This is a genomic window from Armatimonadota bacterium (genome assembly GCA_036504095.1).
Lineage (GTDB): Bacteria > Armatimonadota > DTGP01 > JAKQQT01 > JAKQQT01 > DASXUL01.
Map to the genome: position 1 here is coordinate 58,797 of DASXVS010000046.1, position 26,292 is coordinate 85,088.

At 63.9% G+C, this 26,292-nt stretch carries 19 protein-coding genes; 2 read left to right on the top strand and 17 right to left on the bottom strand.

What is annotated here, in order from left to right; translation table 11 throughout:
- Positions 1-344: 344 nt before the first annotated feature.
- The 7 genes from VGM51_11070 to queG all read right to left on the bottom strand — a co-directional run bounded on the left by VGM51_11070 (position 345) and on the right by queG (position 10,474).
- On the bottom strand, positions 345-1,535 hold the full coding sequence (locus tag VGM51_11070; protein HEY3413577.1) for a radical SAM protein: 1,191 nt from the start codon (positions 1,533-1,535) through the stop codon (positions 345-347).
- Positions 1,536-1,711: 176 nt separating this feature from the next.
- Positions 1,712-4,369, bottom strand: coding sequence for a hypothetical protein (locus VGM51_11075; protein HEY3413578.1), 2,658 nt, complete (start codon positions 4,367-4,369; stop codon positions 1,712-1,714).
- 39 nt (positions 4,370-4,408) lie between these two features.
- Complete coding sequence (locus tag VGM51_11080) at positions 4,409-5,581, bottom strand: M20 family metallopeptidase (protein HEY3413579.1); 1,173 nt, start codon at positions 5,579-5,581, stop codon at positions 4,409-4,411.
- Positions 5,578-6,153, bottom strand: a complete 576-nt coding sequence (locus VGM51_11085; GenBank protein HEY3413580.1) for a DUF1802 family protein — start codon at positions 6,151-6,153, stop codon at positions 5,578-5,580. Before VGM51_11085 ends, VGM51_11080 begins: the two co-directional genes overlap by 4 nt.
- 401 nt (positions 6,154-6,554) lie before the next feature.
- Positions 6,555-8,000 (bottom strand): pitrilysin family protein, encoded by a 1,446-nt coding sequence (locus VGM51_11090; GenBank protein HEY3413581.1) that lies wholly within the window; start codon positions 7,998-8,000, stop codon positions 6,555-6,557.
- On the bottom strand, positions 7,997-9,355 hold the full coding sequence (locus VGM51_11095; GenBank protein HEY3413582.1) for a pitrilysin family protein: 1,359 nt from the start codon (positions 9,353-9,355) through the stop codon (positions 7,997-7,999). The genes VGM51_11090 and VGM51_11095 overlap by 4 nt, the downstream gene beginning before the upstream one ends.
- A gap of 123 nt (positions 9,356-9,478) precedes the next feature.
- Positions 9,479-10,474 carry a tRNA epoxyqueuosine(34) reductase QueG gene (gene queG / locus VGM51_11100; protein ID HEY3413583.1) on the bottom strand — a complete coding sequence of 332 codons (996 nt, stop codon included), beginning with the start codon at positions 10,472-10,474 and terminating at the stop codon, positions 9,479-9,481.
- Between the two features lie 88 nt (positions 10,475-10,562).
- Here queG and VGM51_11105 point away from each other — a divergent pair, with 88 nt between their 5' ends.
- A complete protein-coding gene (locus VGM51_11105; protein HEY3413584.1) occupies positions 10,563-10,769 on the top strand; it encodes a hypothetical protein in 207 nt (68 codons plus the stop codon).
- Between the two features lie 156 nt (positions 10,770-10,925).
- On the opposite strand, the gene VGM51_11110 is transcribed toward VGM51_11105, so the two are convergent.
- Complete coding sequence (locus VGM51_11110; GenBank protein HEY3413585.1) at positions 10,926-12,797, bottom strand: beta-L-arabinofuranosidase domain-containing protein; 1,872 nt, start codon at positions 12,795-12,797, stop codon at positions 10,926-10,928.
- Positions 12,794-13,627 (bottom strand): hypothetical protein, encoded by an 834-nt coding sequence (locus tag VGM51_11115; protein ID HEY3413586.1) that lies wholly within the window; start codon positions 13,625-13,627, stop codon positions 12,794-12,796. Before VGM51_11115 ends, VGM51_11110 begins: the two co-directional genes overlap by 4 nt.
- A 279-nt stretch (positions 13,628-13,906) precedes the next feature.
- On the opposite strand from VGM51_11115, the gene VGM51_11120 reads away from it, so the two are divergent.
- Positions 13,907-15,190: a sugar isomerase gene (locus VGM51_11120; GenBank protein ID HEY3413587.1), complete on the top strand. Its 1,284-nt coding sequence runs from the start codon at positions 13,907-13,909 to the stop codon at positions 15,188-15,190.
- 54 nt (positions 15,191-15,244) lie between these two features.
- Here the strand turns inward: VGM51_11120 and VGM51_11125 are convergent, their stop codons facing one another.
- The 8 genes from VGM51_11125 to VGM51_11160 form a co-directional block, all read right to left on the bottom strand.
- Positions 15,245-17,941: a dockerin type I repeat-containing protein gene (locus tag VGM51_11125; GenBank protein ID HEY3413588.1), complete on the bottom strand. Its 2,697-nt coding sequence runs from the start codon at positions 17,939-17,941 to the stop codon at positions 15,245-15,247.
- A 157-nt stretch (positions 17,942-18,098) separates the two neighbouring features.
- The gene (locus VGM51_11130; protein ID HEY3413589.1) at positions 18,099-19,964 is read right to left on the bottom strand and encodes a glycosyltransferase family 39 protein; all 1,866 of its coding nucleotides are present in this window, start codon (positions 19,962-19,964) and stop codon (positions 18,099-18,101) included.
- An 11-nt stretch (positions 19,965-19,975) separates the two neighbouring features.
- Complete coding sequence (gene pheT / locus VGM51_11135) at positions 19,976-21,994, bottom strand: phenylalanine--tRNA ligase subunit beta (protein ID HEY3413590.1); 2,019 nt, start codon at positions 21,992-21,994, stop codon at positions 19,976-19,978.
- Between the two features lie 78 nt (positions 21,995-22,072).
- Positions 22,073-23,071, bottom strand: a complete 999-nt coding sequence (gene pheS / locus VGM51_11140) for a phenylalanine--tRNA ligase subunit alpha (GenBank protein ID HEY3413591.1) — start codon at positions 23,069-23,071, stop codon at positions 22,073-22,075.
- A 148-nt stretch (positions 23,072-23,219) separates the two neighbouring features.
- Positions 23,220-23,570: a 50S ribosomal protein L20 gene (gene rplT / locus VGM51_11145; protein HEY3413592.1), complete on the bottom strand. Its 351-nt coding sequence runs from the start codon at positions 23,568-23,570 to the stop codon at positions 23,220-23,222.
- Between the two features lie 140 nt (positions 23,571-23,710).
- Positions 23,711-23,917 carry a 50S ribosomal protein L35 gene (locus tag VGM51_11150; GenBank protein HEY3413593.1) on the bottom strand — a complete coding sequence of 69 codons (207 nt, stop codon included), beginning with the start codon at positions 23,915-23,917 and terminating at the stop codon, positions 23,711-23,713.
- A gap of 197 nt (positions 23,918-24,114) precedes the next feature.
- On the bottom strand, positions 24,115-25,587 hold the full coding sequence (locus tag VGM51_11155; GenBank protein ID HEY3413594.1) for an ATPase domain-containing protein: 1,473 nt from the start codon (positions 25,585-25,587) through the stop codon (positions 24,115-24,117).
- Entirely contained in the window at positions 25,584-26,024 is a 441-nt protein-coding gene (locus VGM51_11160; protein ID HEY3413595.1) for a hypothetical protein, read from the bottom strand. The genes VGM51_11155 and VGM51_11160 overlap by 4 nt, the downstream gene beginning before the upstream one ends.
- Positions 26,025-26,292: the final 268 nt, after the last annotated feature.

Consider the following 26,292-nt stretch of genomic DNA (forward strand, 5'->3'; position numbering starts at 1 on the left):
CAGAAATGCCCGCCGCCGTTCAGCGGTCGGGCCATGAAGTTGGTTATACGATTGATAGAGAGCACAAACCGCGCCAAAGGGGTGTTTGCATAAGTCTATTCGATGGCTTTTATATAGCATACAGGCATAATAGCGTTGGCTGCCAGCATCGAATAGTAGTTGGGACCGAGATGGGGCGAGCCCGCGACGCTGGAGGCATCGGTCGCGGAACGGTGTGAATGAGGGATCAGGGGTGTAGGGCTGGACCCGGGTCATTCGCTCATCGGGGCCGTGTCCCGAACCCGTCGCAGACGCGTGGGTTCGGGACGACCCATTTCAGGAATCCCCTGATTCCCCGTTGTGATTCACTCGGGAGAGTGAACGGTATTGCCCGGCGTTTTCCAGGGGCGGGCGATCTGCAGGAGGCCCGCGCCGGTGGCGGTTGGCGTGCGGCTCATCGGGGGCTGCGGGAAGGAAGCCAGCGGCATGTCCGTACGACCGGTCTGCTTCTCCAGCGCGATCTGCTGGCGTATGGTGGCCACCTGGCGCGCCCGGGAGGAGCAGCCGAGGTAATCGCCGTCTTCCAGCAGCGCCATGCCGGCGCAGCGGTTGCAGTAAGCCTGGAGCGAACAGGTTGGGCACTGCTTGAGGTCGTTGACCTGGAGGCCGCGGAGGTCCCGCATGATCTGGCTGTCGTTCCAGATGTCCTTCAGGCTGCGTTCGCGTACGTTGCCGGCCTTGATCGGCAATTGGAGGCACGGGAAGACGTCGCCCATCGGGGAAATGCTGCCCGTGTTCCGGCCGGCCTCGCATATCTGGGCGGGGGAACTGGGCAGGTCGCCTTTCGGCATGATCGTCTTGTCGGTGAATATCTGGTACAACTGGTCGTTTGTGATGCGCAGCCCCAGGACGTCCGTGGTGCCGTCGTCCATGGGCGCGATGCTGTGGTCCATGCTGAGCTCCACGCCCAGCTGCTCACATTCCGCCAGGAGTTCCTTGAACTCGTCGAAAGAATGATACATCAGCGGCATTTTAGCCTTGGTGCGCACGCCGCGCTCCACCAGCCATTTGATGCCTTCCATGCTCTTGCGGTGGCTGCCCTTAGCCTTGGTCACGAAGTCGTGGGTATCGTTGTTGACGCCGTAGATGCTGATCTCGACCGATACCGGCTTGGCCGTGGCGATGCGATCGCAGAGGTTGGGCGTGAGGAGCGTGCCGTTCGTGAAGAACTTCTGGGCAAAACCGAGGGACTTGCCGTAATGGGCGATTTTGAAGAAGTCCGGGCGAAGGAAGATCTCGCCGCCGGTGTACGTGATGTAGAAGCCCTGAAGCGCCGCGAGGTCATCGAGGGTCTGGAAGACCTCCTCGGTGGTCAGTTCGCGCATGTGGCGGCTGGGCTCGGGAATATAGCAGTGTTTGCATCGCAGGTTACAGCGGTACGTCAGTTCGAAGATGATGTTGAACGGAATATGTTTCTCGATGCTCTCGGTGAGAACCTTTGTCAGGATGGGCTGAAGGTTGTCACTTGCGGCCTCGAGTGTGGCTTGTTCGGTCATGCGGCTATCTCCTTCTATGGAACGCCTCTATGTGAATGGCCTGCCGGCCCTGTCATTCATTGTATCGCAAGATGGCCGGGAGCGCTCAACATGCGCTTGCCCGCGGCGCAGACACAATGACGCTTGCATTGTGACCCGGCAAGGCGCGTGCCAATTCCGACCTTTTTGGTCGGAGTTCATCCGCCGGTTATCTGGACTATAGCATTACCGGTGGTCCGGATGGCCAGTGCGCCGAGGCGGGAGTCGAAAATCGCGTCGGGGTCACCGCCGTTCACCAGCACTTTTCGAGGATGCGCCTTCAGGCCGACGATGAGAATCTGGTACGGGCCGCGCGGCCATCCGTTCACGGTGAACGTGAAGCCGTCCGCCGTTTCGCGGGCGTTCGAGATCGGTCCGGGCGCGTGGGCAATCGCCCCATTGGCCAACGCGTGGCGGTCGTACACCGGGGGGCGGCCATAAAGACGGGCCGCCGACGGCAAGAGCGTTGCCGGATTGATGGCGACGTCGTTGCGGATCTGGCCGCGCAGGTTGAAGGAGTCAGGGAGGAGCCCCTGGCGCTTCGGGTCCGCCTTCAGGGGGTGCGTCTGCTGGATGCCGGAGGCCGCGATGCCGTCCACGATGCGCTTCCACGGACCGGCGGCGTCATAGCGGGCCAGGTCCGCGATCGCGTCGGCATATACCAGGCCGCACCATTGCACCGGCAGGCCCATCCAGTTGGGCGCAACCCACTGGGTGGCGCCGAAAACGGCGATGGTGCCGTAGAGCCCAACCGGATGGTCTACCGGGCGCACAAGATAGACAAAGGGCACGCCGGTCCAGGCCCAGTACCGCGCTTCGTCCAGGTAGCGGGGTTCACCCGTGAGTTCATAGCCGATAACGTACGCCTTGACGAGGTTCGCGGAAGCCAGGATGTCCGGGGTGTGAAGCGGCACTTCCCATGTCTGCGCACCGCGCGGCACGGTGTTGGCGAACTTGCCGAGCGCGTCCAGCAGGCGCAGGCCGTCCTTCCGCAGGGCGGGGTCTCCGCTGTACTCCGCGGCCTTCAGCACGGCAAGGACACGCTCCGCGGTAAGCCCGTTCGCTTCCTTCGAGAAATGCGTTCGCCCCAGATCGGGGCCATCGACGGGCGCCCGATAGAGGAACGTGCCTTCAGGGGTGAAGCGTCCGACCACATCCTTCGCGTCGCGCGCGGCGTCACGAACGCTGCTGAGCGCGTCGCCGTACACCAGGGCCGGAACCGGGTAGCGCACGTGGCCGACGCCGGCGTTGTTCAGTTCGTTTGCCCGCACGTGGGCCAGCGCCTCGGCGGATGCCTGTTTCAAACGTGCCGCCAGAACTGTGTCGCCCGTCTGTCGGGCCAGGTACTCCATCCAGACTGCGGCATCCGCTGCGGGCTGAGGCTTGAATTGGCCGGGGTACGCATGGGCGTACAGGCCGTCGGCGCGGATTCCTGAGTCCAGCCATCCGGCGGATGTCAGGGTGACGTATCTGTTCCAGTCGAATCCCGCGGACGGCGGCGCGGGTGGCGGATTCATCGCCACGTACTGCTGAATCGAAGGAACGACGCTATCGCCTTTGCCGCCGATGATCTTCGCTTCAAGAACGATCTTGCGCCCGGCGACAAGACGGCGCGGCGCGTAGGGAAGAAGACGGCCTTCCTCGCGGTCTGACCCGTTCGAGCCAGGATACAGGATGCCCATCGCGTGCCCACCCGAGTGGAACGTACGGTCGGGTGAATCGAACACGGCGCAGAACTCGGGCGAGGGCTTCCAGATGAGGCCCACGTAGCGCCCATCGTGCTGGACGACCATCAGCGGCTGTGTGATCTTCGCGGTATCCGGCACTCGGCGATTCGCGCCTGGCCCGATGATGTCCTTCTGGGAAGAGCTGGGCTCGTCCTTGTCCAGGTACTCGAGGCCGGAAAAGAGCGCCTGTGTCTTGTGCGTGCCGAAGGAGCCGGCGCCGGGGAGCAGCGTCAGCATCGGCACGTAGAGTACATCACGGTCCCGCGTGCAGGATACAGTCGTTGAGACGTCCACGTAGCCGTTGAACGGATTGAACGATTGCGTAATCGTCCAGACACCGCCGTCGGGGTCTTTGACAACTCTGAGTGCTACCGTGAATCCCCCTGAACGTTTGGGCCACATCGGTCCGGCCCGATTGACGTCCAGCCAGCGCTGCTTGCCGCCAACGACATACCCGATCAAAGGGCGCGAGTGGCCAATCGCCATCGGTTTTCCATCCACGCTAACGGTGAAAGCGCCCACCGTTTCGCCAACGCGAACATCTACGGTGGCGCCGGGTCTGCGTTGGTTGTCCTCGGTTCGGAATGCGGTCGGCGGCCTGGGCCAGGCCGGCTGTTTCCACGTGGGGCGCGGAGTCACCTCGATCAACGCGAGTGTGACTGTGCCATGATCGCCGGGCGGGTCGAAGCGGAGGCGCGTTGCCTTGCCGAGAGGCGGGATCGGGACGCGCACATCGGCCCAACCGCCGGCGCTCACTGGGAAGCGGACGGAATCGCCTTCGTTGGGGCCCTTCCGGGCCGAAAACCAGAAGACCTGCCCCATCCCGCCGGACGGCGACTTGACGCGGAGGTGGAGCCATAGGGGCAGTCCAGGGAGATAGTCGCGCGCCGGCCCGGCGATATATGGATCGCTGCCGCCAATGCGGATGGCCATGCCTTCGGACGTTGCGCTCAGGGAGGTCACATCGTGCTGGGCCTGCCAGTCGCGTACCGATTGCGGGTGCCGGAAATCGAAGCGTACGACCGCTGCGTGTGCGGAAAGGGCGACGCACGCGAGGGTCAGTGAAGTGGCGAGTCGTGATGCTGACATGTTGTGCCTCCGACGCCGATTTGGCAACGACGCACGGCGCTAAGCGTAATCGGCCAGGTATTTGTCGACCACGCCGACGAGGATGTTCACGCCAATCGGCATGCAGTCCTCGACGATGTTGAAGCGAGGGTTGTGACCGGGGTAGGACGCGTCTTTATCGGCAGCCCGGCTCCCCAGCCAGAAAAAGCAACCGGGCCGTTCGCGGAGGTAATAGGCCATATCCTCGCCGCCCATCGTGGGATTCGGTTTCAGGACGTTTCCACTCCCGACGATATCGCCGGCGACGGAACGGACCAGGTCGCACATCGCCGGATCGTTGACGGTGGCCGGATAGCCCCGCGTATAGCTCCATTCGACCGTCGCGCCGAGGGAGCCGGCCACGCCGCGGACGATTTCCTCCACCCGCCGCTCCAGGAGCGTGTGGACCTCTTCGCGATACGAGCGGATGGTGCCGGTTAGCACGGCGTTGGCCGGGATGATGTTCATAGCCTGGCCCGCATGGAACATGCCGACCGTTACCACCGCTGAATCGAGCGGATCGACGTTCCGCGCGACGACGCTCTGCAGCGCGGTTACGCAGTGGGCGGCCGCGACGATCGGATCCACCGTGGATTCCGGCGCGGCGCCGTGGCCGCCTTTGCCGACGATGTTGGCCTCCCACACACCGGTGTTGGCCATACACGGCCCGTCCACCACTCCCACCTGGCCGCACGGGAGGTCGTTCTCGACGTGGAGGCCGAAACACGCGTCCACATGCGGTTCTTCGAGGACCCCCTCTTCGATCATCGGGCGCGCGCCGCCCGGGTGTTCCTCCGCGGGCTGGAAGATGAACTTGACGCTGCCCTTGAGCGTCTCGCGACGTTCGGCAAGGACCCGGGCGGTGGAAAGGAGGATCGCGGTGTGCGCGTCGTGGCCGCAGGCGTGCATGAGGCCGGGATTCTGAGACCTGTACGGCACGTCGTTCGCTTCCATGATGGGGAGGCAGTCCATGTCGGCGCGCAGCATCACGGTGCTGCCGGGAGATGCTCCGCGCAAGAGCCCCACGACGCCGGTCTTCGCCACGCCGGTTTTCACGTCGATGCCGAGCGCGCGCAGGCGGTCGGCCACAATTCCGGAGGTCCGCACTTCATTGAAGCCGATTTCCGGATGGGCGTGAAGATCGCGGCGTGTGTCGATAAGCTCGGACAGGGCATCAGGGGCGAGTGGTTTCATATTTTGTCCAGGAGAGCGCTTAAAGCGGACAGGCGGGCCATGCAGGCGGCATCGTCGATCACCGGGATCGCGCCCTCGGTGGAAAGCGGCGCATCCAGCGTCACCCACGACGTACAACCGCGGTAGGCACTCAGGTATGGCAGCTGAACGGGCTCGGGAAGCCGGTACACGCGCAGGGCGATGGCGAAGAGTGGATCGGTTGGCTTGTACCGGAAGCGCTCCGTGACGCACTCGGTGGTCCAGACGTGTTCAGACTCCAGAGAGGCCAGGGTTGCCTCGTCCGTGACTATCCAAACGCGCAGGACTTCGGCAAAGGAGGAGATCCGCACCGTGCCCTCTTCCGGGCGCTCGGCCTCACTCTCGGCGAGGAAGCCGTGCGCCCGAGGCTGCAACTGGTCCCCGCTCTGGTGGGTGTGGTTCGGGAAAAAGAAGAACTCGGGATCGCTCAGGCGCAGCGCGCCGCCTTCCTCCACCACGCCGCCCTTGCGGATGAGGAGCATGCTCTCACCCGCTTCCAGCGCGCGAACCACGACGGCCCACTCCTTGAACGCTTTGTCATTAGTTGGATTCACGAAAGTATGGTAGCACGCGATGCGGCGACCTGGGGAACGCGGTTGAAGCCGCCGGATCGACGGCGACTCAAGGTACATATTGACTGGTGGGTTGTCATCCTGAGCGCAGACTTCATTTGCTTCGCGCACCACACAGGATGAAAGTGCTGCGCTTTACCCCATTGGCTGAAGCCAACGGCTGCTATACGAAACCGGCTGAAGCCGGTTCATCCGCAGTCCGTAAGGACTTTGGGGGTTCAACAGACGCCGACTTCAGTCGGTGGAGCGTAATCCGACGCTATTGTCAGATCAGCGAAGGATCTCTACGTTACGTCGAGATCCTTCGCTTCGCTCAGGATGACATCGCGGCGGTCATTCCCAACGATCAATCACTGTCTAACGCCCACAGTCTACGCCGGTCTCTACGGCGTTTCGATTTCGCCGTAGGGTTTCAGCGCTTCGGAGACGGCCGCCTTTTCGCCGACCGCCACGATTTGCAGGTTGCGGATATACTTCGCCGCGACCCTCTGGACATCGCCCTTCGTTACCTTGTCTATCGCGGCCGGGTATTTGTCCCAGTAATCCGCCGGCAGGCCGAACTCGACCAGATCCAGCGCCCTGCCGAGGATCGTCTCGGGCGATTCCAGCGCCCGCGCGAAACTGCCGATCATGCCGCGCTTGGCGTTGGCCAGTTCCCGCGTGGAAACCGGCTGCTTGACGATCCTGTCGAACTCATACAGGAACTGCTTCACGGTATCCTGCGTGACGGCGTTGCGGACGTCGGTCTGAGCGCCCCAATAGCCCAGGTAGCGGGGCGCGTCCAGAGTGCTCCGGACGTCGTACGTATAGCCGTGCGCTTCGCGGATGTTCTGGCCGAGGCGCGAGGTGATGCTGCTGCCTCCGCCGAGGATGCGGTTCATCACGGCGAAAGGCACGTAATCCGGGCTCTTGCGCGTGATAGCGAGGTTGCCAAGCCGGATGGCGGTCTGAACGGAACCCGGTCGGTCCACGACGAAAATACGCTGCTTCGTCTGTGGAGCGTACGCGGGCAGGCCGGCCTTCAGGGGCTCAGTACCCTTCTTCCAGTCGCCGAACGCCTTCTTGATCTTCGCGGCCATGACGTCGGCCTTCACGTCGCCAACCACGGCCACGATGGTGCGGTCCGGGCGATAGTAGGCGGCGTGGAACGCGGTAAGGTCGGCGGTGGTGAGCGCCTTGACCTGGTCCACGGTCGGCAGAACGCGGGCCGGCGGCGTATCACCATAGACGGCCTTCATCATCTGGACATCGGCGAGCGTCCCCGGATCGGTCTGGGCCCGCTCGAGGCCGGCCACGGTGCGGCGCTGGATCTTGACGAACTGGCTCTGGGGGAAGGTCGGATTGCGCACGATGTCGCGCATGAGGGCCAGCAAGGCATCGGTGTCCCTGGAGAGGCCAGACGACGACACGCCTGCCCGCTCGCCGCCCTGATCCGCGGAAGCGCTCAGCGAGCCGCCGAGGCGGTCCACCGCCGCGGCGATCCCTTCCGAAGTCCGGGTCTTCGTGCCCTCATCCAGCATGTTGGCCGTCATCGAAGCGAGGCCGGTCTTCTCGGCGGGCTCGAAGAACGATCCCGCCAGTATGCTCATGCTTATCGAGATCGTCGGCAGTTTGTGGTTTTCCAGCACGAGCAGCCGGAGGCCGTTCGGCAGGATGTAATGCTTCGGACGCGGGAAGCGCACGCGCAGGGTGGTCTTGGCGACGGGCGCACGGTTCTTGTATTCGACCTTGGCGGCCGGCGCCGCGGCCGTATCGCCCTGGGCGAACGCAGCGCCAACCGGAACCAACAGAAAGGCGGCAAGCGCCGATTTCAGAATTGTGTGTTTCATTGAGCACCCCCCCTGGCGGCGCCCGCCTCCGCGATGACCACGCTTCGGTTAGTACTGACGAGGTATTTGCGGGCCACTCGCTTCACATCCGCCGCGGTCACCGCGTAGAAGCGGGACAATTCGGTGTTGACGCGGTTCGGATCACCGTAGACAACGGCGCTTATCCCGATCGCCATCGCGCGGCCCAGAGACGTCCGGCGCCCTTCGATGGAGGACTGCAGGGCCTGGGTGCGCGCGGTCTGCATCTCTTCGTGGGTCACCCCGTCCTTCTGAATCTTCTGGATTTCGGCGTAGAGGGCTTTTTCGGCCTTCTCCACGCTCTGGCCGGGGCCGAAGGCCATGCGGAAAGAGAACAGGTCCGGGCCGCGCCCGGCGTTGGCGCCCGAGCTGACCGAAGTGCATACCTGCTGCTTCTCGACGAGAGACTGCCACAGCCGCGCCGACTTGCCGCCGGAGAGTATGCTGGACAGCATATCCAGGGCGGGCGCGTCCTTGTCATTCCCGTTCGGGATATGGTAGCCAGCGACGTAGGTGGGGAGCGGCGCGAGCTTGTCCTTATACGCTACCCGCCGCTCCGCCTTCTGGGGCGGTTCGCTCAGTGAAGGCAGAACGGGCTTCGGGCCGCGCTTGATCCTGCCGTAGTACTTCGCGATAAGGGCTTTCGCGCGGGCGGGATCGAAGTCGCCGGCGACACACAACACAGCATTGTTGGGCGCATAGAACGTGTGGAAGAACCGGCGCACGTAGGCCAGGTCGGCCCTGTTCAGATCGTCCATGGAGCCGATGGGGACGTGTTTGTACGGGGATTTTATGTACGCGAGATCCTGGAGGTGCTCGCCGATGGTGCCGTACGGTTGGTTCTCATAGCGCATGCGGCGTTCTTCCTTCACAACCGCGCGCTGGTTATCGAGGTTGACCTGGCTGACGTCCAGCGTGCCCATTCGGTCGGCTTCGAGGAACAGGGCGAGCTCCAACTGGTTGGCCGGGACGGTCTCATAGTAGACGGTGAAGTCGAACGACGTTCCGCCGTTCATCGTTCCGCCGTTGTCGATGACGAGCTGCGTGTGTTCGCCTTTGCCAACGTTCTTCGACCCCTGGAACATCATGTGCTCGAACAGATGGGCGAACCCGGTGCGGCCGGGCGGCTCGACGAACGAGCCAACGTTGTAAACGAGGTTCACCGACACGACCGGGGCGGTCGTGTCGCGGGAGAAAAACACGCGAAGGCCGTTGGGAAGCGTGTAGGAGGTATAGGCAACCTTCGGAACGTTCGGATCGGGTTTCGGAACCGAACGCGCGAACGCCGGTGTGAGGATCAGTACCGGCAGCACCCACAGTTGTGAGAAACGTCTCATAGATGATGGTCCCTTTCGGACAGGACCCGGGGCATCGCACGGCGGCGCCCCGGCGTCTGGCGGATGGCGACGAGCCCTGGTTGAGGGGCTCGCGAGTCCAGTATTTCAAGTATATTGGCGTTTTCAGCGGCCGGCGATGCAATGCAGCGCCCAGGCGGCGTGTTCGCGGACCAGGGGCTCCGGGTCGCTCTTCGCGCGTTCCAGCGCGGGGACGGCCCGAACATCTCGCAGATTGCCAAGCGCCACGCAGACATTCCGGAGGAACCCCCGACGCTTCGCGCGAAGGATGGGTGTCCCCCGGAAACGCTCGCGGAAGGCTGCCTCATCCATGGACAGGAAATCGATGAGATCCGGGGCATCGAGGTCGTGCCGCGCCTGGAGCGGCGATGCGGCAGGAGCCCATTTGTTGTGGGGGCAGACGTCCTGGCAGATATCGCACCCGAACACCATATTGCCGATGAGCGGACGGAGTTCCTCGGGGATGGAGCCTTTCAACTCGATCGTCAGGTAGGAGATGCACCGGCGCGCATCGAGTACGTACGGCCCCACGAACGCCCCTGTAGGGCACGCGTCCAGGCACCTCCGGCACGATCCGCAATGCTGCCCGATCGGCGGATCCGGCTCCAGCTCAACGTCCAGCAGCAGCTCGCCGAGGAAGTAGAACGAGCCCACGCCCGGGGTGATGAGGCACGTGTTCTTGCCGATCCAGCCCAGCCCGCCTGCCGCTGCGAGGTCGCGCTCCAGGATCGGCGCGGTATCCACATATCCGCGGCCGTTGGCGCCGGGATGCAGCGTCTTGACGAAGGCCAGAAGGGCGTTCAGGCGCGCCCACATCGCGTCGTGGTAGTCCTCGGACCGCGCGTAACGGCTGATCGGGCCGGGCGGCCCGACCGGTTGGGGCATGGCGACCACCACGGCAGACAACGCGCCGGGGAACAACCGTGACGGGTCCTCACGCCGTTCAGGGTCCTTCCCCATGTAGGCCATTTCGCCGTGGCGACCCTCTTCCAGCCAATCCGCGTACTCGCGCGCGTGGGCGGCCTCCTCTACCCGAGCGATCCGTGCCGCGGAAAAGCCCAGTTCGAGGCATTTCGCCTTGATTCGCTGGTCCGTATTCATCGAAGGTAACCTTATCAGGCAATCAGACGTAACGAAGGATGTCCGGCCGGATCCTCAGCCGGCCAGGCGCGCCGAAGGGACGGGTAATATGAGCGGTCCGCTACTGTTCTATATACCTCTGTTTGCCGTGGCGATGGTGGCCGCGGCCTTTAGGTCGGTCCTGTTCGGCAGGCATCGGTACGGCTACTCGACGCCCGCCTCCATGTGCTGTGGGTGCGTGATGGCAGCCATATTGCTTCCCGCGGCCATCGCCGGGCTCATTATGCTGTCAAAGATGTACCGGGCGTTTGAATGAACCGCGCAGGCGGAAACCGACGCGGCACTGAAGTACCGGTCTGAAGGGCGTTCGGCCAATCGCCCCGCGGACGACGGACGCGGGCGGCCTTCCCGTTATTCCTGGTCGGTACGTATCTGGTTCTCGCTCGGGATACCTCTGATTGAGCTTATATCGTCAGGCGCGCCTGAGCCAGACGGTCATCGGTCCGGCTTCGCGGTTGGCCCAGGCGTAGTATGGAATCGCGGTGACGCGGGCGGGTTTTGTTGGCAGCGGGCCACCCGCCGGGCGGTAGAGCGCACCTTCCCACGTGGAACGGTCGATGGCGGCGGCGTTGGCGCTGAGCGTTACGACGCTGTTCAGCAGGTCGGCGCGGAATGCCGTGTTCCATTCCGTCTCCGGCGATATGACCACGTCCCAGACATCGAAGCCGGGGTTGTCGACGGCTTCCAGGCAGTAGACCAGCGGCCCGCGCGTGATGGCCACGCGGTTGGTATCCGCCTCCACGTGCGGGTGGGCCTCCCAAACGCGCGCATCCATCGGCAGGTACAGGGCGATCACGTCACCGTCCGACCACGTTCTGGCCACCTCGGCGTAGCCGCCGGGAATGAGGGCCGCATCCGTCGGTTGGCCGTTCACGACCAGGCTTGCTCCCTCGCACCAATCCGGGATACGCAGGAAAATGCTGAACGCGGCGGGCGCATCCAGCCCGAGTTTCATCTCCACGGCTCCGTCCCACGGGTAGCGCGTGCGCGTATTCACTGTAACGGGAGCGCCATCGATCTCCGCATTCAGGCTGCCTTCCGCATAGAGGTTGACGTAGAGGCCGCCTGCGGACGTGCTGAAAAGGTAGCCGGGCAGTTCGGCGAGGAGGCGGGCCACGTTCGGCGGGCAGCACGCGCAGCCGAACCACTCGCTGCGGCGGTGCGTTCCACGGTCCGCGAGGGGGTTCTCGTAGAAATACGAATCGCCCGCGAGGCTCAGGCCGCTGAGGACGCCGTTGTACAGCGCGCGCTCCAGCACATCGGCGTATTTCGCGTCCGCTGTCAGCGCGAGGAACCTCGCGGCCCACATGACGAGCGCGATCGAGGCGCAGGTCTCGGCGTAGGCGCGGCTCGGCAATTCATAGGCGTCGCCGAACGCCTCACCGTCGTAGCGCGCTCCGGCGCCACCGGTGATGTACATCTTGCGCTGCGTCAGGTCGTCCCACAGCCGGTTCTGCGCTTCCAGGAGCGCGGGACTGCCGGTTTCCAGCACGATGTCCGCCACGCCCGCGTTCATATAGAGCATCCGCACCGCGTGGCCCACGTTTTCGTCGAGCGAGGCGTACGGGGCGTGATCCTGAAGATACGGGCTCCCGCCCAGCACCGCCGGTTTGCGGCCGCGCACGCTGATGAAGAACTCGGCCTGTCGCAGGTACCGCTCGTCGCCGGTGACGCGGTACAACTCAACCATCGCCATTTCGATTTCCTGATGGCCGCACGCGCCGGCCCGCTTGTCCGGACCGAACGTGTCCAGGATGTGGTCTGCCAGGCGGATGACGACGTTCAGCAGGCGGTCGTCACCGGTCGCCCGTTTGTGCGCCACGGCGGCCTGGATGAAGTGGCCGGCGCAGTACATCTCGTGCAGATCCTTCAGGTTCGTCCAGCGCTCCGCCTCCCTCTCGAACATGAAGTAGGTATCCAGGTAGCCGTCCGGCTGCTGGGCGGCCTCGATCTCAGCGGCGGCGAGGTCCACGATGCGCTGAAGGTCGGGATCCGGGTGGGTGCCGAGCGACCACGCGGCGGCTTCCAGCCATTTGTAGACGTCGGAGTCGTTGAAGTAGATGCCCTCGAAATCGATGCCCGTTTTCCGGCCGGAAGCGCGACGGAAGTTGTCGAGGCGCCCCGTTTTCTCGATCTGCTCGTACTGGCCGAACAAGGTCTTCGTGCGATTGAGCGCCATCCGGGGCTCCCAGAATGGGTCGCTCAGGCGTACGCAGGCCGGCGAGACCTGGGTCAGTTTCGCGTGGGGGCTCCGGGAGGTATCAACAACGGGGCGGGGGTTCATTTCTGTTTTCCTTTGTGCTGATATAGCAGTATCGAGCGCTCGCGGCCGCATCCGGCGTCGCGCGCGGCGAGTTCCATTGTGAATTGAGGCAGTTCGCGCTCCCATCGGTCCGAGCCGCCCGAGAGAAGGGCGAAGAACTCCGGCAGCGCGAAATACGGGCGGAAACCGTCCGTATGCGTGGCCACGATGTCGCCCGGCTCAAGGACGATCGAAGCCGTTTCGATGTATGATATCGCTTCCGGCTCACCGGTGAGGACGCCGTAGGTCACATCCGCCCCACCCGGCCGGAAATCGGGCTTGTTTCGCAGGTCGCGCCTGACATATACGCGGCGCGCGTCATCGAACGGCGCGGGGTTCTTCGCGAGGAACGCGGTCAAGCCGTCCAACTGATCGCGCGTGAGGTACGCAAGGCGACCATCGCGGATCACCGCGACGCCGCAATCGCCGATCCAGGCGATATCCAGCGTATCGCCGTCCACGCGGGCCAAAGCGGCGACGGCGCCGGCATAATCGTGCTTCAGGTAGTCGCACCGGCCGGTGATGCCGAGCGCATCATTCACGCGGGCGACGCCATCGTTGGCCTCGGCCAGAACGCGGTCCAGCGGATCGCCGCACAGCGCCGCCTGCAGCGCCAATCGGGCGACCGCGTCCGCGGCCGATGTTGCCGGCGACGGGTCGGGGTAGGGCGCTTCTCCCTGCCGGATGGCCTCCCAATCGCGCGTCACCCCGTCGGCGGCCACAAAGATGCGGGCGTCATCGTCCCACGCCAGTGCGTCCTCGCGCGGGGCCAAGTGGCGTTCGTTCGCAAAGATGAATGCAGCAGAGCCCATACGGCTAGGATAGCGCCATCACGGGGCCATACAATATCGACGGAGCGTGACACCATCCCTTCCCACCGACTGATGACAGTTGAGAACCTCCACGGGAATCCGACGCCCCGAGGGATGAATCCCCCGGCAGAGGGCCTTCGGCCACAAAGCCCTTGAAAGGGCTGGAAGAAGGGCAGTGTTACCTTACCCCATCTGGAATTCAATATGGGCAGCAGCCAAATGGGTCGAATTGCTGCGCGGGCTGCCCGCGGCGGCTACACACTTGACAGGGAGACAGCAATGGACTGGCACACAGCAATAGAAGCATCCAACCACAAGGCTCAGGCGCATCATAACACCGACTGGGAGGCCCTGGCGGAACGAATAGCACGCACAGGCCGCGACCCGGAAGCCATTGTGGCCCGCGTGGCCGCGTTCGGCGTGGCGGTCCCCTCGTGGGGCGTTTCGACCGGCGGAACCCGTTTCGGGCGGTTCCCGGGAGAGGGCGAACCGCGCAACCTCTCCGAAAAGCTCGAAGATGCCGCCTCTCTGCACGCCCTCACCGGCGCCGCACCCCGCGTTTCGCTTCACATCCCGTGGGATACGACGAACGATCCCGCCGCGGTGCGCCAACAGGCCGCGGAGTTGGGAATCGGCTTCGATGCGGTGAACTCCAACACTTTCGAGGACCAACCCGGCCAGCCGCTGTCCTACAAATTCGGCAGCCTCTGCCATACGGACCCGGCGGTCCGGGAGCAAGCCATCGCGCACAATATCGAGGTCATCAAGGTCGGCCAGTCGCTGGGGTCGAAGGCCCTGAGCGTCTGGATCGGCGACGGCGGCTCCTACCCCGGGCAGATGAGCCTGCGCAAATCGTTCGACCGCACGCTGGACTCGTTCCGTGCCATCTACGCCGCGCTGCCCGCCGACTGGAAACTGTGGAGCGAGCACAAACCGTTCGAGCCCGCCTTTTACAGCACCGTGGTCAGCGACTGGGGCACATCCTACCTCATCGCGACCGCGCTCGGCCCGCAGGCGTCGTGCCTCGTGGACCTCGGCCACCACGTGCCGAACACGAATATCGAGCAGGTGGTGGCGCGCCTCATCAGCGCCGGCAAGCTCGGCGGTTTCCACTTCAACGACAGCAAGTACGCCGACGACGACCTGACGACCGGCTCCATCAAGCCATACCAGTTGTTCCTCGTATTCAACGAACTGGTGGACGCCGAAGCCGAGAAGGTGCCCGGCTTCGATCCGGGTTACATGATCGACCAAAGCCACAACCTCAAGGACCCGCTGGAGGACCTGCTGCAGAGCATCGTGAACATCCAGTCGTCGTTCGCGAAGGCCCTGCTGATCGACCGCGCGGCACTGAACGGATACCAGGACGCCAACGACGTGGTGATGGCGGAAAATACGCTCAAGGACGCGTTCGAGACCGACGTACGCGCCCTTTGCGCCGAGGCCAGGCTCCGAAGCGGCGGCGCCATCGAGCCGATTGCGGCGTTCCGGGCCTCCGGCTACCGCGCGCTGAAGGCTCGGGAACGGCCGCAGAAAAGGGCGACCGCGGGAGCGTTTGGGTAGAAGGCAGGAGGCGGCGGGCTGCGAACCGCACGAAGGCCGCCTTCGCGCCCCGGATCAGAGCGGGTTGAGGCCGTTGACGGACTGGCAGATGCGCACGGCGTCGGCCACGTCGATCGATCCGTTCCCGTCGATGTCGCCGTTGAGCCCCTGATCCACCGAAGCGCGTGACATCCCCGCGATGAAACGCATGGCCCGGACCACGTCTGCCATGTTGACGAGCCCGTCTCCCGTTACATCGCCCTTGTGCGGGAGGCGGATGGTCACGGCCATGTCGAGGGCGATCGTCGGCAGGGTGATGGAGACGGCGCCATTCACAACGGGAGGCGCGGCCTGTTTCAGCAGGCCCCCGGTGTTGGGATTCCAGCAGGAGACACAGTAGCGGCCGGGAGCGAGCCCCGTGAAGGTGAGGGTGGCGCCGGATATGGAATACGCCGCCGCCTGCCGTACGTCTTCGGTCAGCCAGATCACCGCGTGTTGAGTGTCGCCGCAGGCCATGAGGATCAGTTCCGGGTGGTTGCTGCTCACGCGGTTGTCCGCGTTCGCGGTGTTGATCGTGGTCCAGTCGATGTCCGCGGCGACGATCGAGACGGCTTTCTGCGTGGCGTGCATGCCGGGCGTGAGGTAGTGCGGGTTGCGATAGGGCCAGCGCTGTCCGATGCCGGTTCCACCGCTGGCGAAGTGCGCCCAGGCCATGTGGTGGTAATACTGGTTGTCGAAGGTCTGGTCCAGGGGCCAGTTGGCGATCGGCCCGCTCTCCGAATCGAAATAGGGCCGCCCGTCCTGGATATACTCCAGGCTGTACTTCACCCCACCGTTGACGCTGATGATGGGGTCGATGATGTTTTGAGGGTTGTTGACGGTGCCGTCGTAATACTGGTGCGTGTTCGAGAACTCGAAGCGCGGGTGCCGGTACTGGACGTCGCCGATGATGCCTCCGGGCTGTGCGGCGGCGGTCGAAACCGTCACCATGTGGCGGTGGCCCCACTTCTGGAACTCGTAGTCCTGAACGTACTGGGCCATATCGTCAACCCACGCCTTGCGTTCCGCGTCGGACGCGTCCCACCAGATATCGAACTCGTTCAAGAGATCGTAAGCGAAGATCGCGCTGCTGTTGCCCCAGCGGTCGATCAGATATTTGAACCGCGCTTTTTGGGCGGCACGGGCGACCGGACTGACAATGAAATCGCGCCGGGCTACGCACGGTCCGCCGTTCGCCGAGTTGTAGGGGTTGGTGCTCCAGTTCCGGTTCATCCAGAACGTATCCCACGGCGTAAGCAGGACGGTCATATTGTGCGCGGAACACATCGGCAGGAACTGGTCCCAGAAGTTGATGTCCCGGGCGTTGTTGAAGCTTCCCAGCGGGTTTTCGATATAGCCGGCCGGGCCGCCGCCGTCCTCCAGCATAATGCGCATGCAGTTCACGCCGCTGGCGGCGAGTCCCGCGACGTAGGACTCGGTGGCCGCCAGGTTGTTGTTCTGCCAGAGGTCCCAGCAACCGGGCCACATCGTGCCGTCGTTTTCGCCGATGAGCACGGTTGTCTGGCCGTTCGGCATCACGAAGGCGGGGCCATCGTCGGCCACGCGGGCGTTTGAGCCGTAAAGGTCGCGCTGAACGGTGACGTTGACGGGCGTGGACGGAACCGTGGCGCCGGTGGTTGTCATCACCAACGCGCTGATGACGTGCGGGCCATCCGACCCGGGCGCTGGAACGCAGCGGGCGTTGAGGCGTCCGCTCACCGTTGCGAAGGTGACCCCGTTATCCTGAAAAGCGATCGACTGCACCCCCGTGCCGTCTCCCGCGAGCAGTACCGGGAATGACGGACCCACGCGCTGACCCTCGAAGGGCTCCGCGAGAGCGAAGCGAAGCATCGTGACAGGATTCCAGGCTGAACGGGTCATGCCGGCTGCATCGGTGGCGCTCAGGCGGAAAACGAGCGTTCCCGGCGGGGTACCGGAATCCGGCGTCCAATGGGCAAGCGTGCCGGATGCCGGCCCGCTGCCCGTGGCGAGCGGAATCCACGTCTGCGGCGAGGCGCCGTAGCCGACCTCAAGCTTCCAGGAGGCCGTTGTGGGACCGGTGGAGCCGACGACGTCCGTGCCGCCGCCGACGAGGCCGTTCTGCGAGGGGGTTGTCAGAGCAGCGGCCGGGCCGCTCATCGCGAAATCGTCCCAATGGCCAACACTCGTTTGCCAGCCGTACAACATCACCCGCGGATCGTTGTCCAGCGCATCGGTCGCGGCCGTGTAGATAAGGGTGGAATTCGCGAAGAACCGATAGGTCGTCCCGTCGCGTTCGATACGCATCAGCGTGGGGTTCGAGGGCGTCGACGGCCCGGTGACCGGTGAACGCACGCTAAACGTGTTTTGTCCGCCGATCCAGACGTGCAGGAAAGGCGTGCCGTCGGTATCCTTCTGTTCGGCGCCGTATTCGATGAAGTGGCTGAAGCCGGAAGGCGCGGAGCAAAGCTGCAGTATCTGGTTGGTGCCGGACCAGCCCATCGCCTTCACCTGTACCGCGCCCTTCAGACCGATGCGGCTGGTTGCGTACGCGCCGGATCGGTTGTTGACGCTGTTAACCGTCAGCGTGGCGTCCGCGGTCGAGGCCGTCGCGAGGGCTGTTCCGTCTTCATTGGCGAACTGCCACTTGGCCGAATCGAGGGCTGGGGCGGAGAAATCATCGAAGAGGGAAACCGATTGGGCGCGGGCCGCGAAGGGCGCCAGCGCGATGAGGGCTAACAGAAGGGCTTTCACTCTCTCATAATACCACAACCGAGGGGATGGGGGATGGAGGACGGGGGACGGGGGACGGGAGATGCTAGTGAAGCATCAAGCCAATGGGTGAATGAGTCAACGGATGCACAGACGTGCTTCGAACGGTGACTCAATTACCCGTTCACTGGAGGACGCACTAGTGTTGCGGGGGCATGGTTGCGCGGCGGAAGACGATGATGGTGGGGTAGGAGTAGAAGGAGTCGTGGGGGGGAAGGGTCCTTTTCGGCCACGAAATGCCCAAGGCGGTCTGCCGCGGGCTCCAGACGCCTACCAGTTCATAGTCGGTCACGAGCGTGTTCCAGAGACGCGTAATACGCGCTGCCTCCTCCGGGACGCCTTCTTTCAGCGGCACGCGCCGGAAATGCGCGGCGCGCTCCGGCACGGGAACGCCCTGAAGCCGGAGGGCATCGCCGTATTCGTAGTCGCTGATGACCACAAAGTCCGGACGCGGGCTGAAATCCGAGTCGTTGGGCCCCAGAATCTGAAGGTTGAACCTTCGGCCCGTCTCACGGCGGAACATTCCCACCGTCTGCGGACCGCCGTTCGCGGCGCTGAACGGCGGCGAGAAAAACCACGGCTCGCGCGTGAGCCCTATGGTGGCGCCCGGAGGCGCCATTCGGACGAACCAGTCATTGACGGCGTCGCGCGGATCGCCCCGGAAGGGCTGGCCGGTTTCCAGCAGGTCGCCGCCCGGCGAAGACATCGTGGAAACGGCGCCCTGGGCCAGCACGAAGGTCGCGACGATCGCGGCGGCGGGCAGAGCGAGCCAACGTCCCCTCAAACGGGCGAACAAACACCCGGCGGCGACCGCCAGGACCGGCAGGAGCGGCATATCGTAGCGCTGGAATCGGACGGCGGCGAGGCTGATGAGTGCGAAATAGGGGAGAGCGAAGGCGGCGAGCGGACCGAAACGATGAACGATGAACGATGAACGATGAACGTATGAGGGGAAGAGGGGGCGACGCGGCGACGCGGCGTAGACCCCGAAAGCTATCACGACGGCCAGGAGCAGGAATGCGCCGATGCCCTGCCAGAGGTTGGTTGACAGGTGATACCACCAGCCGGGGCCTGTGTTTACGAAAACCAGGCCGTGCCCGGTGCGGACGTGATTGGCCTCGTAGCCGAAATCGCGGAGAAACGCAGATTGCGCGATGAGGATGCCCGGCGTGGTGATGAGGAAGGCGGTCACAGTGGCGGCCGTCATGATGACCCAATCCGCAATTCGCCTGCCCTTTCCGGCGACGAACGCTTCGCTGGCACGGAGGCCGGCGCCACGTCGATCGGCGCCACGGCTAAGGGCTATTGCGGCCCAACCCGCAAGGAGGACGAGGGCGGCGTTGTATTTCGTACCGGCGGCGATGCCGGCGGCGATTCCGCACCAGAGTGCCGCCCGCCGGCCTTCGGGATAACGAAGGGCGTTGTAGAGCGCGACGGCCACCCAGAACGTGGCGGGGACGTCCACCGTGACGAAGTGGCTGTGCACGGCGTGCATCGGCAGGACGGCCATGATCGTCGCGGCCAGGAATCCGGCCCGGCGCCCGGCAATGCGATTGCCGATCAGGTAGACGACATAGACGGTCGCGATCCCGAAGAACGCTACCTCCCAGCGGCCAACCAGGGTCATCCGCGCCATTTCGCTGGGCAGGGTTTTCAGGGGCGACCATGAATCCAGGATCTGCGTGACCACGCTCACGCAGTAGATAAGGAAGCTGCCGTAGTTGTAGAAGCCGGGGTCCAGGTGGCCGGCGAAGAGGTTCACGTTCGCGGCGGCGCGGAGGACGAGCGATTCATCCGGGTGATAGGAGAACCAGTGCCGCGCACACGGAAGGCCCCACGAGAGGCCCTGCAGGCGGAGGAAGGCGGCGACGAGAAGAGGAAACGAGGAAATGAGGAAATGAGGAAATGGGGAAATGGGGAAACGAGGAAATAGGGAAACGGGTAAATGGGGAAACGAAGAAATGGCGCCGCTTTCGGGCGTTTCCTCGTTTCCCCGTTTCCCCATTTCCTTCTTCATCAGCGGAAGCTGGCGGCGATGTCGGCGGCGAGGGCGGCGCGGACGTTATCCATCGTTTCGACGGCTTCGGCGTCGGACAGCGTGCGGTCGTCGGCGCGCAGTGTGAGGCGGTAGGCCATACTCTGAACGTCCGGGCCGAGGCGCTCGCCGCGGAAGACGTCGAAGAGCGTCAGGTCCTTCAGCAGCGCTCCGGCGCCACGGGTAATGGCGGCGGCGATCCGCTCCTGCGGAACGTCGCGGTTGACGACGAAAGAAATATCGCGTGCCACCGTTGGGAAGCGTGGCAGCGCCTCGAAACGGCGGGCGGAAGCCGCATGATGGAGGGCTGCTACGTCCACCTCGAACAAGATGAGCCTGCCGGTAATGTCCCACTTACCGGCGGCGTCCGGGTGCACTTCGCCGATGATGCCGAACGGACGGCCGTTCAGCGAAATGGCGGCGCAACGGCCGGGGTGGAATCCGATCTGCTCGCAGGGCTCGTAGACCGCCGCAGGCGCGCCGAGGCGGGCCAGGGCGGCGTCCAGAGCGCCCTTGAGGGTATAGAAATCGGCGGGAGCGGCGGTCCCGGTCCACGACGCTGTCACGGGCGGGCCTAGAACGGCGGCGGCCCATTTCCAGTCCTCTCCGGGAGCGTTGTCCTTCACGTAGTACGTGCGGCCGACCTCGAAGAAACCAAGGTCTCCCCTCCCCTGCCGCAGATTGCGGCGGACGGTGTCCACCAGTCCGGGCAAGAGGCTGGGGCGGACGACGTTCACCTCACGCGAAAGCGGATTGCTCAGGCGGGCAGTGGCGGTGAACCCGAGCGCGTTCACCGTCGCCTCGTCCACGAGGGTGGATGTGACGGCTTCCTGCCAGTCGCAGGCCAATGCAGTTTCGTGGACGCTGCGTCGGAATCGCTCCCAGGCGCTGATGCCGCCGTTGAGATGCTCGCCGCGCACGGCCGTCGCCGGGATGAAGTCGTACCCCACCATACGGCAGACTTCCTCGGCCAGATCGTCTTCGCGGTGGATGTCCGGGCGGTATGTGGGAACGGTGACCGAGATTGGGTCGGCGCCAGCCGGCGCCATGTTGAGCGCGGCGAGGGCGTCGACCATCTGGCCGGTGGTGAATTCCGTGCCGAGCAGGGCGTTACAGCGCGCCGGGCGCAGGGTAAGCGTCCAGGGCTCAACCGGAACGGGATAGACGTCCACCACCCCTTTGGCCACTTCACCGCCGGCGAGTTCGGCCAGCAGCATCGCGGCGCGGTCGATCGCCCTGGCAACGCCATTCGGATCCACTCCCCGCTCGAAACGGTAGCTGGCGTCGGTGCTCATGCCGAGGCCCTTGGCGGTCCGTCGCACGGAGAGGGCATCGAAGCAGGCGGACTCCAGGAGCACGTCGGTGGTGGTGTCTGAAATCTCGGAGTCGGAGCCGCCCATCACGCCGGCGACGGCGACGGCGTGTTTCGCATCCGCGATGACCAGCATGTCCGGTCCCAGCGCCCGCTCCACGCCATCGATCGTGGTGATCGTTTCGCCCGGCAGCGCGCGGCGGACGATGATGCGATGGTCCTGGAGGAGGGCATAATCGAAGGCGTGAAGCGGCTGTCCGAACTCGAGCATCACGTAGTTGGTGACATCGACGACGTTGCTGATGCTGCGCAAGCCGGCTGCTTCGATGCGGTTCGCCAGCCACTCGGGCGACGGGCCGATCTTCACGTTGCGCACCACACGGGCGGCGTAACGCGGGCAAAGGTCCGGCGCTTCGATGTCCACCCGGGCCAGCGTGTTCACATCCGGTCCCCATTCGGGCACAGATAGATCCGGATACTGCATGGCGACGCCGGAGAGCGCGCTAACCTCGCGCGCGAGGCCGATCATACTGAGCGTGTCGCCGCGGTTGGGGGTGACCTTCACCTCCATCACGCCGTCGCGCATGTGCTCAACTTCCGACCCGCTCATTGTGAGGCGTTCCGCCAATTCCTCGGCGGACCACGGTGCGGGCGCATATTCAAGAACCCAATGGGTAGGATATTTCATAGTCAAGGTCTAGGGTGTTGGGTCCAGGGTGCAGGGTTCGAGTGCCTTTGCTAGACCCGAGACCCTATACCCGCAACCCTAAAATTGTTCCAGGAAGCGCAGGTCGTTCTCCCAGAAGAGGCGCAGGTCCGGGATGTTGTACTGAATCATCGGCATGCGCTCGATGCCGAGGCCAAATGCGAATCCGGTGTACTTCTCGCTGTCGATGCTGAAGCTCTCCAGGATGTTCGGGTGCACGAGTCCGGCGCCACCGAGTTCCAGGTAGCGGGTTTCACCCTCCGACTCCCATGAGATGGCGATTTCGGCGCCGGGTTCGACGAACGGGAAGAAGTCCGGGCGGAAGCGCACGGTGACTCCTTCGCCGAACATCCGGTTCACGAACGCCTGCAGTGTGCCGCGGAGATCGGCCATATTGATCCCCTCGCCCACGGCGAAGCAGTCCACCTGATGGAACGTGTGCCCGTGCGTGGCATCAACGGCTTCGTATCGGTAGCACCGGCCGATGGTGGCCAGGCGGAACGGCGGCTTTCGCCTCTCGAGTATCCGGCCCTGGAATGCCGTGGTCTGGGTGCGCAGCATGTATTTGCCGTTGAAGCCCTCCAGGAAGAACGACATCTGCTCGTCCATGGCCGGGTGGTCTTCCGGGTAGTTCAGCGCGCCGAAATTGTATTTCACGTCTTCGAGGTCCGGGTTGTCGAGGAACTCGAAGCCGAGGCCGGCGAATATGTCCTGCACGCGGTTGAGGGTTGCGGTGAGCGGGTGTGTGCGCCCCAGGCGGGCGGGCGCGCCGGGCATGGTGACGTCCAGCCGTTCCGCTTCCAGGCGCCTGGCGCTCTCGCCGGAAACCAGTTCGGCGCGGCGGGTGGCGATGAGGGCTTCCACGGCTTCGGCGGCGTCATTGATCGCCTGGCCGAGACGCGGGCGGTCTTCCGGGGCGGCCTGCCCGAGGGTGCGGCGCAGAGCGGTGATGGAGCCCTTGCGGCCCAGGAGTTCCGTGTCCAGCGCGTCGAGTTCGGCGCTGACGCCCGCGGCGGAGACTCTGGTCCGCGCATCTTGTAAGAGTTGATCGATATTCATGTTCGGGAGTTGAGTTTCGAGTTCCGAGTTTCGAGTTCCGAGTCCATCTCGGAACTCGGAACCAGGAACTCGCAGCCCCAAAAAGGAGTCGCCTTCTGTGTCATTGTCCACAGAAGGCGGCTACGGAATCAAACAGGTTGTGCGCGTCTTACTGCGGGCGAACGGATTGGACGAGTGCCGTAAAGCCGGCGGCGTCCCTCACGGCCATATCGGCCAGGACCTTGCGGTCCAGTTCGATGCCGCTGTTGGAGAGCTGGGCCATAAACACGCTGTACGTAACGCCGTTCAGGCGGCAGGCGGCGTTGATTCGCGCGATCCAGAGGGCGCGGAACTCGCGCTTGCGGACGCGGCGGTCACGGTAAGCGTACTGCAACGCGTGCTGTACGGCTTCCTTCGCCTGCTTGAACTGCGAATGATGCGACATCCTGTAGCCCTTGGCTTGCTCAAGGACGTTATTGTGCCGCTTGCGGGTCATCTGCCCGCGCTTAACTCTTGCCATGTGTCATTTTCCTCTTGAATCCACGGAGACCAACCCTTTCGGGCGTATGTCCGGGGGGAAGGTCAGCATTCAGCATTCGGCATCCAGCATTCAGGTCCTGAGGACCGCCTGAATGCCGGATGCTGAATGCTGGATGCCGACTAAAACTTGCCGGGCAGCAGCAGCGCGATGCGCTTGGCTGTCTTGCCTGTCACAACCGCTTCAATCTCAAGCCGGCGATTGCGGCTCTGGCGGCGCTTAACGGCCTTATGGGCGTTATTGCTGGACAGGTGGGTGAGTTTGCCGGTGCCGGTGATCTTGAAAGTCTTTGCGGCGCGCCGGTTCGATTTCATCTTGTTCTTGGGCATTACGCTCTCCTGTAAATGCGTCGGCCCATAAGGGCCAGCGCGCTTCAGTATAAACGGCATAAGGGGCGGATGGCAAACCGGCGCGATGGGGTGACGGGGAAATGGGGAAATGGGGTGACGGGGTAATGAGGAAATGGGGTAATGAGGAAATGGGCCGGAGCATTTTCTCATTTCCCCATTACCCAATTTCGCTGGGGCTACGTTCGCTCCGGGACGCCGGTTATCAGGCCTCGATAGCCCGCCAGGCGCTTGCCGATGACGATCCCTTCCGACGTGATTTCGTACTCGCGGATTTCCTTGCTGTGGTTTCCGCCTCGCATCTTCACGACCACGAGCATCCTCCGGAGTTCGCCGTCGATTTCCACGTATCGGAGGCGGATGATGTCGTCGGTCAGGAAGGATATTGCGTAGGAGCTGAACTGGAACTCGGTGAAGACTTCGGGGACCTCCACCGTGCTCAGGATCGTGACGCCGATGCCCGCCATCGCCGTGATCATGCGGTAGAGCGACTCCCGGAAATCCTGCCGGAATCCGGGGGCCAGCGCCATCTCGAACCCGGCAAGCGAATCGATGACAACGCGCTTCGCGTCGATCCTCTTCACGGCCGCGAAGATCTCCTGCATGGTTTCATCGACCGACAGGTCCAGGGGGCGCAGGTACAGGATATCCAGTTTGCCATCCGCGACCGCCGCCTCCAGAGGCAGCCCAAAGGTCTCGGCCCTGCCAGCGTAATCCGAAGGGCGTTCCTCAAAGACCAGCACGAGCCCGGCTTCGCCCTGGCGCAGGCCCTCCGCGATGAACTGGGTGGCCACCAGCGATTTTCCCGTGCCCGATGCGCCCGCAATGAGGATACTATCCCCTCTGGGGATACCTCCCGCGGTCATCTTATCCAGCTCCGCGTTGCCCGTGGAAAGGCGCCGTGAGGGATTGTTCTTGGCCCTTCCTTCCGAGAGACCGAAGTTGCGGGGGAAGACCTGCAGCCCGTCCGCGGTTATCCGGTACGTGTGCAGGCCGGGCACCGTATACTGGCCTCTCATCTTCATGATCTGAAGCTTTCGCACGATGGAGTTTCGTTCCACGTTCTGCGAAAGCCAGAAGAGGCCGTCCGCCACAGTGAATACGGGGTTGTCGCGCATCTCGCCCTCACCGTACTCGCCGATCAGGAAAGTGGTGGCCTGCCAACTGGTCAGATGGAGCGCGAGGCGCTGGACGAAGCCCTGCAGTTCGAGTTCGCTGTTGACGCCGACAGCCTTCCGTATGACGGTTCGGAAGGAATCCACAACGACGATGGCCGGGTTGGCGGCTTCGACCTCACTGAGAATCGTTTCCAGCACGGCCCCGAGGTCATGTTCGAGGACCACCTCGCTGAGATTGATGAAGCGGATGCAGTTGTCTACCTTGGTTAGGTCAAAGAAGGAGAATTGCTGCTGACAGCGCAGCATCTTGATGGCGGACTCGCCGAGGACGGAGAAGTAGAGAGCGGGCCGCTCCGGGGTAGCGTTGGCGAAAACCAACTGATGCCCCAGCGTTGTCTTGCCGCTCCCGGGAGCGCCTGCGATGATGTTGAAAGAGTATTCCGGCAGCCCTCCCCCCAGCACGTCATCCAGGCCCGGAACCCCGGTGGGCATTCTTCGGATGGTTACCGTCGGTTGTCCCTCGTGTGCCGTCATCGCGGAGCCTCCTTCTCTTCGAAACCAGTGATACCCGGACTTGCGTCCGGCCACGCAGATCGCACCAACTGGAGGGTAATCCCTTCCCCGATAAAGGTGATGAGGAGGGCAACCAGCTCCGAAACGAGCGCGAGTCCACCCTCCTCGGCCCCGTCCGATGTGTCGGAATAGAGGGCTTCGCCAGCCCACTGAATGGAGCCGTCGGGCTCGATTCGCAGAGGTGTGAGCCAAGGCGTGTACGCGCTTGACAGTGCCAGAGCGCGCATTACGAGGGACCGGTAGCCCGCGGTTCCAGAGAGCCGCGTCAGAGGTCGGCGCAGCTTTTCGACCGCGCGCAGGGCTGGGCCGAACGCTGGTTCAGAGCCATCCTCCGAGGGGGATTCGAGCGTGATGAGGCGCCGCGCCAGGCTACGGGCCGAAGCAGTAATGTCATTCATCAATTCACCGTATCGAGCCAGGGCACGTTAGCGACGGCCAACCCCGAGAAGGGAGATGGGGATAGGAGGAAATGGAGAAATGGATCAGGCTGTCATCCTAAGCGAAGCGGAGGATCTCAAGGTCGCGTTGAGATCCTTCGCAGTTGTGAAAACAGCGCTACCGACCGGGCACTGAAGTACCCGTCTGAAGGGCCTTCGGCCAATCGTCCTTCGGACGACAGAGACGGCCACCGTCGCCATTTTCATCTTTTGTGGTGCGGCTTGCCGC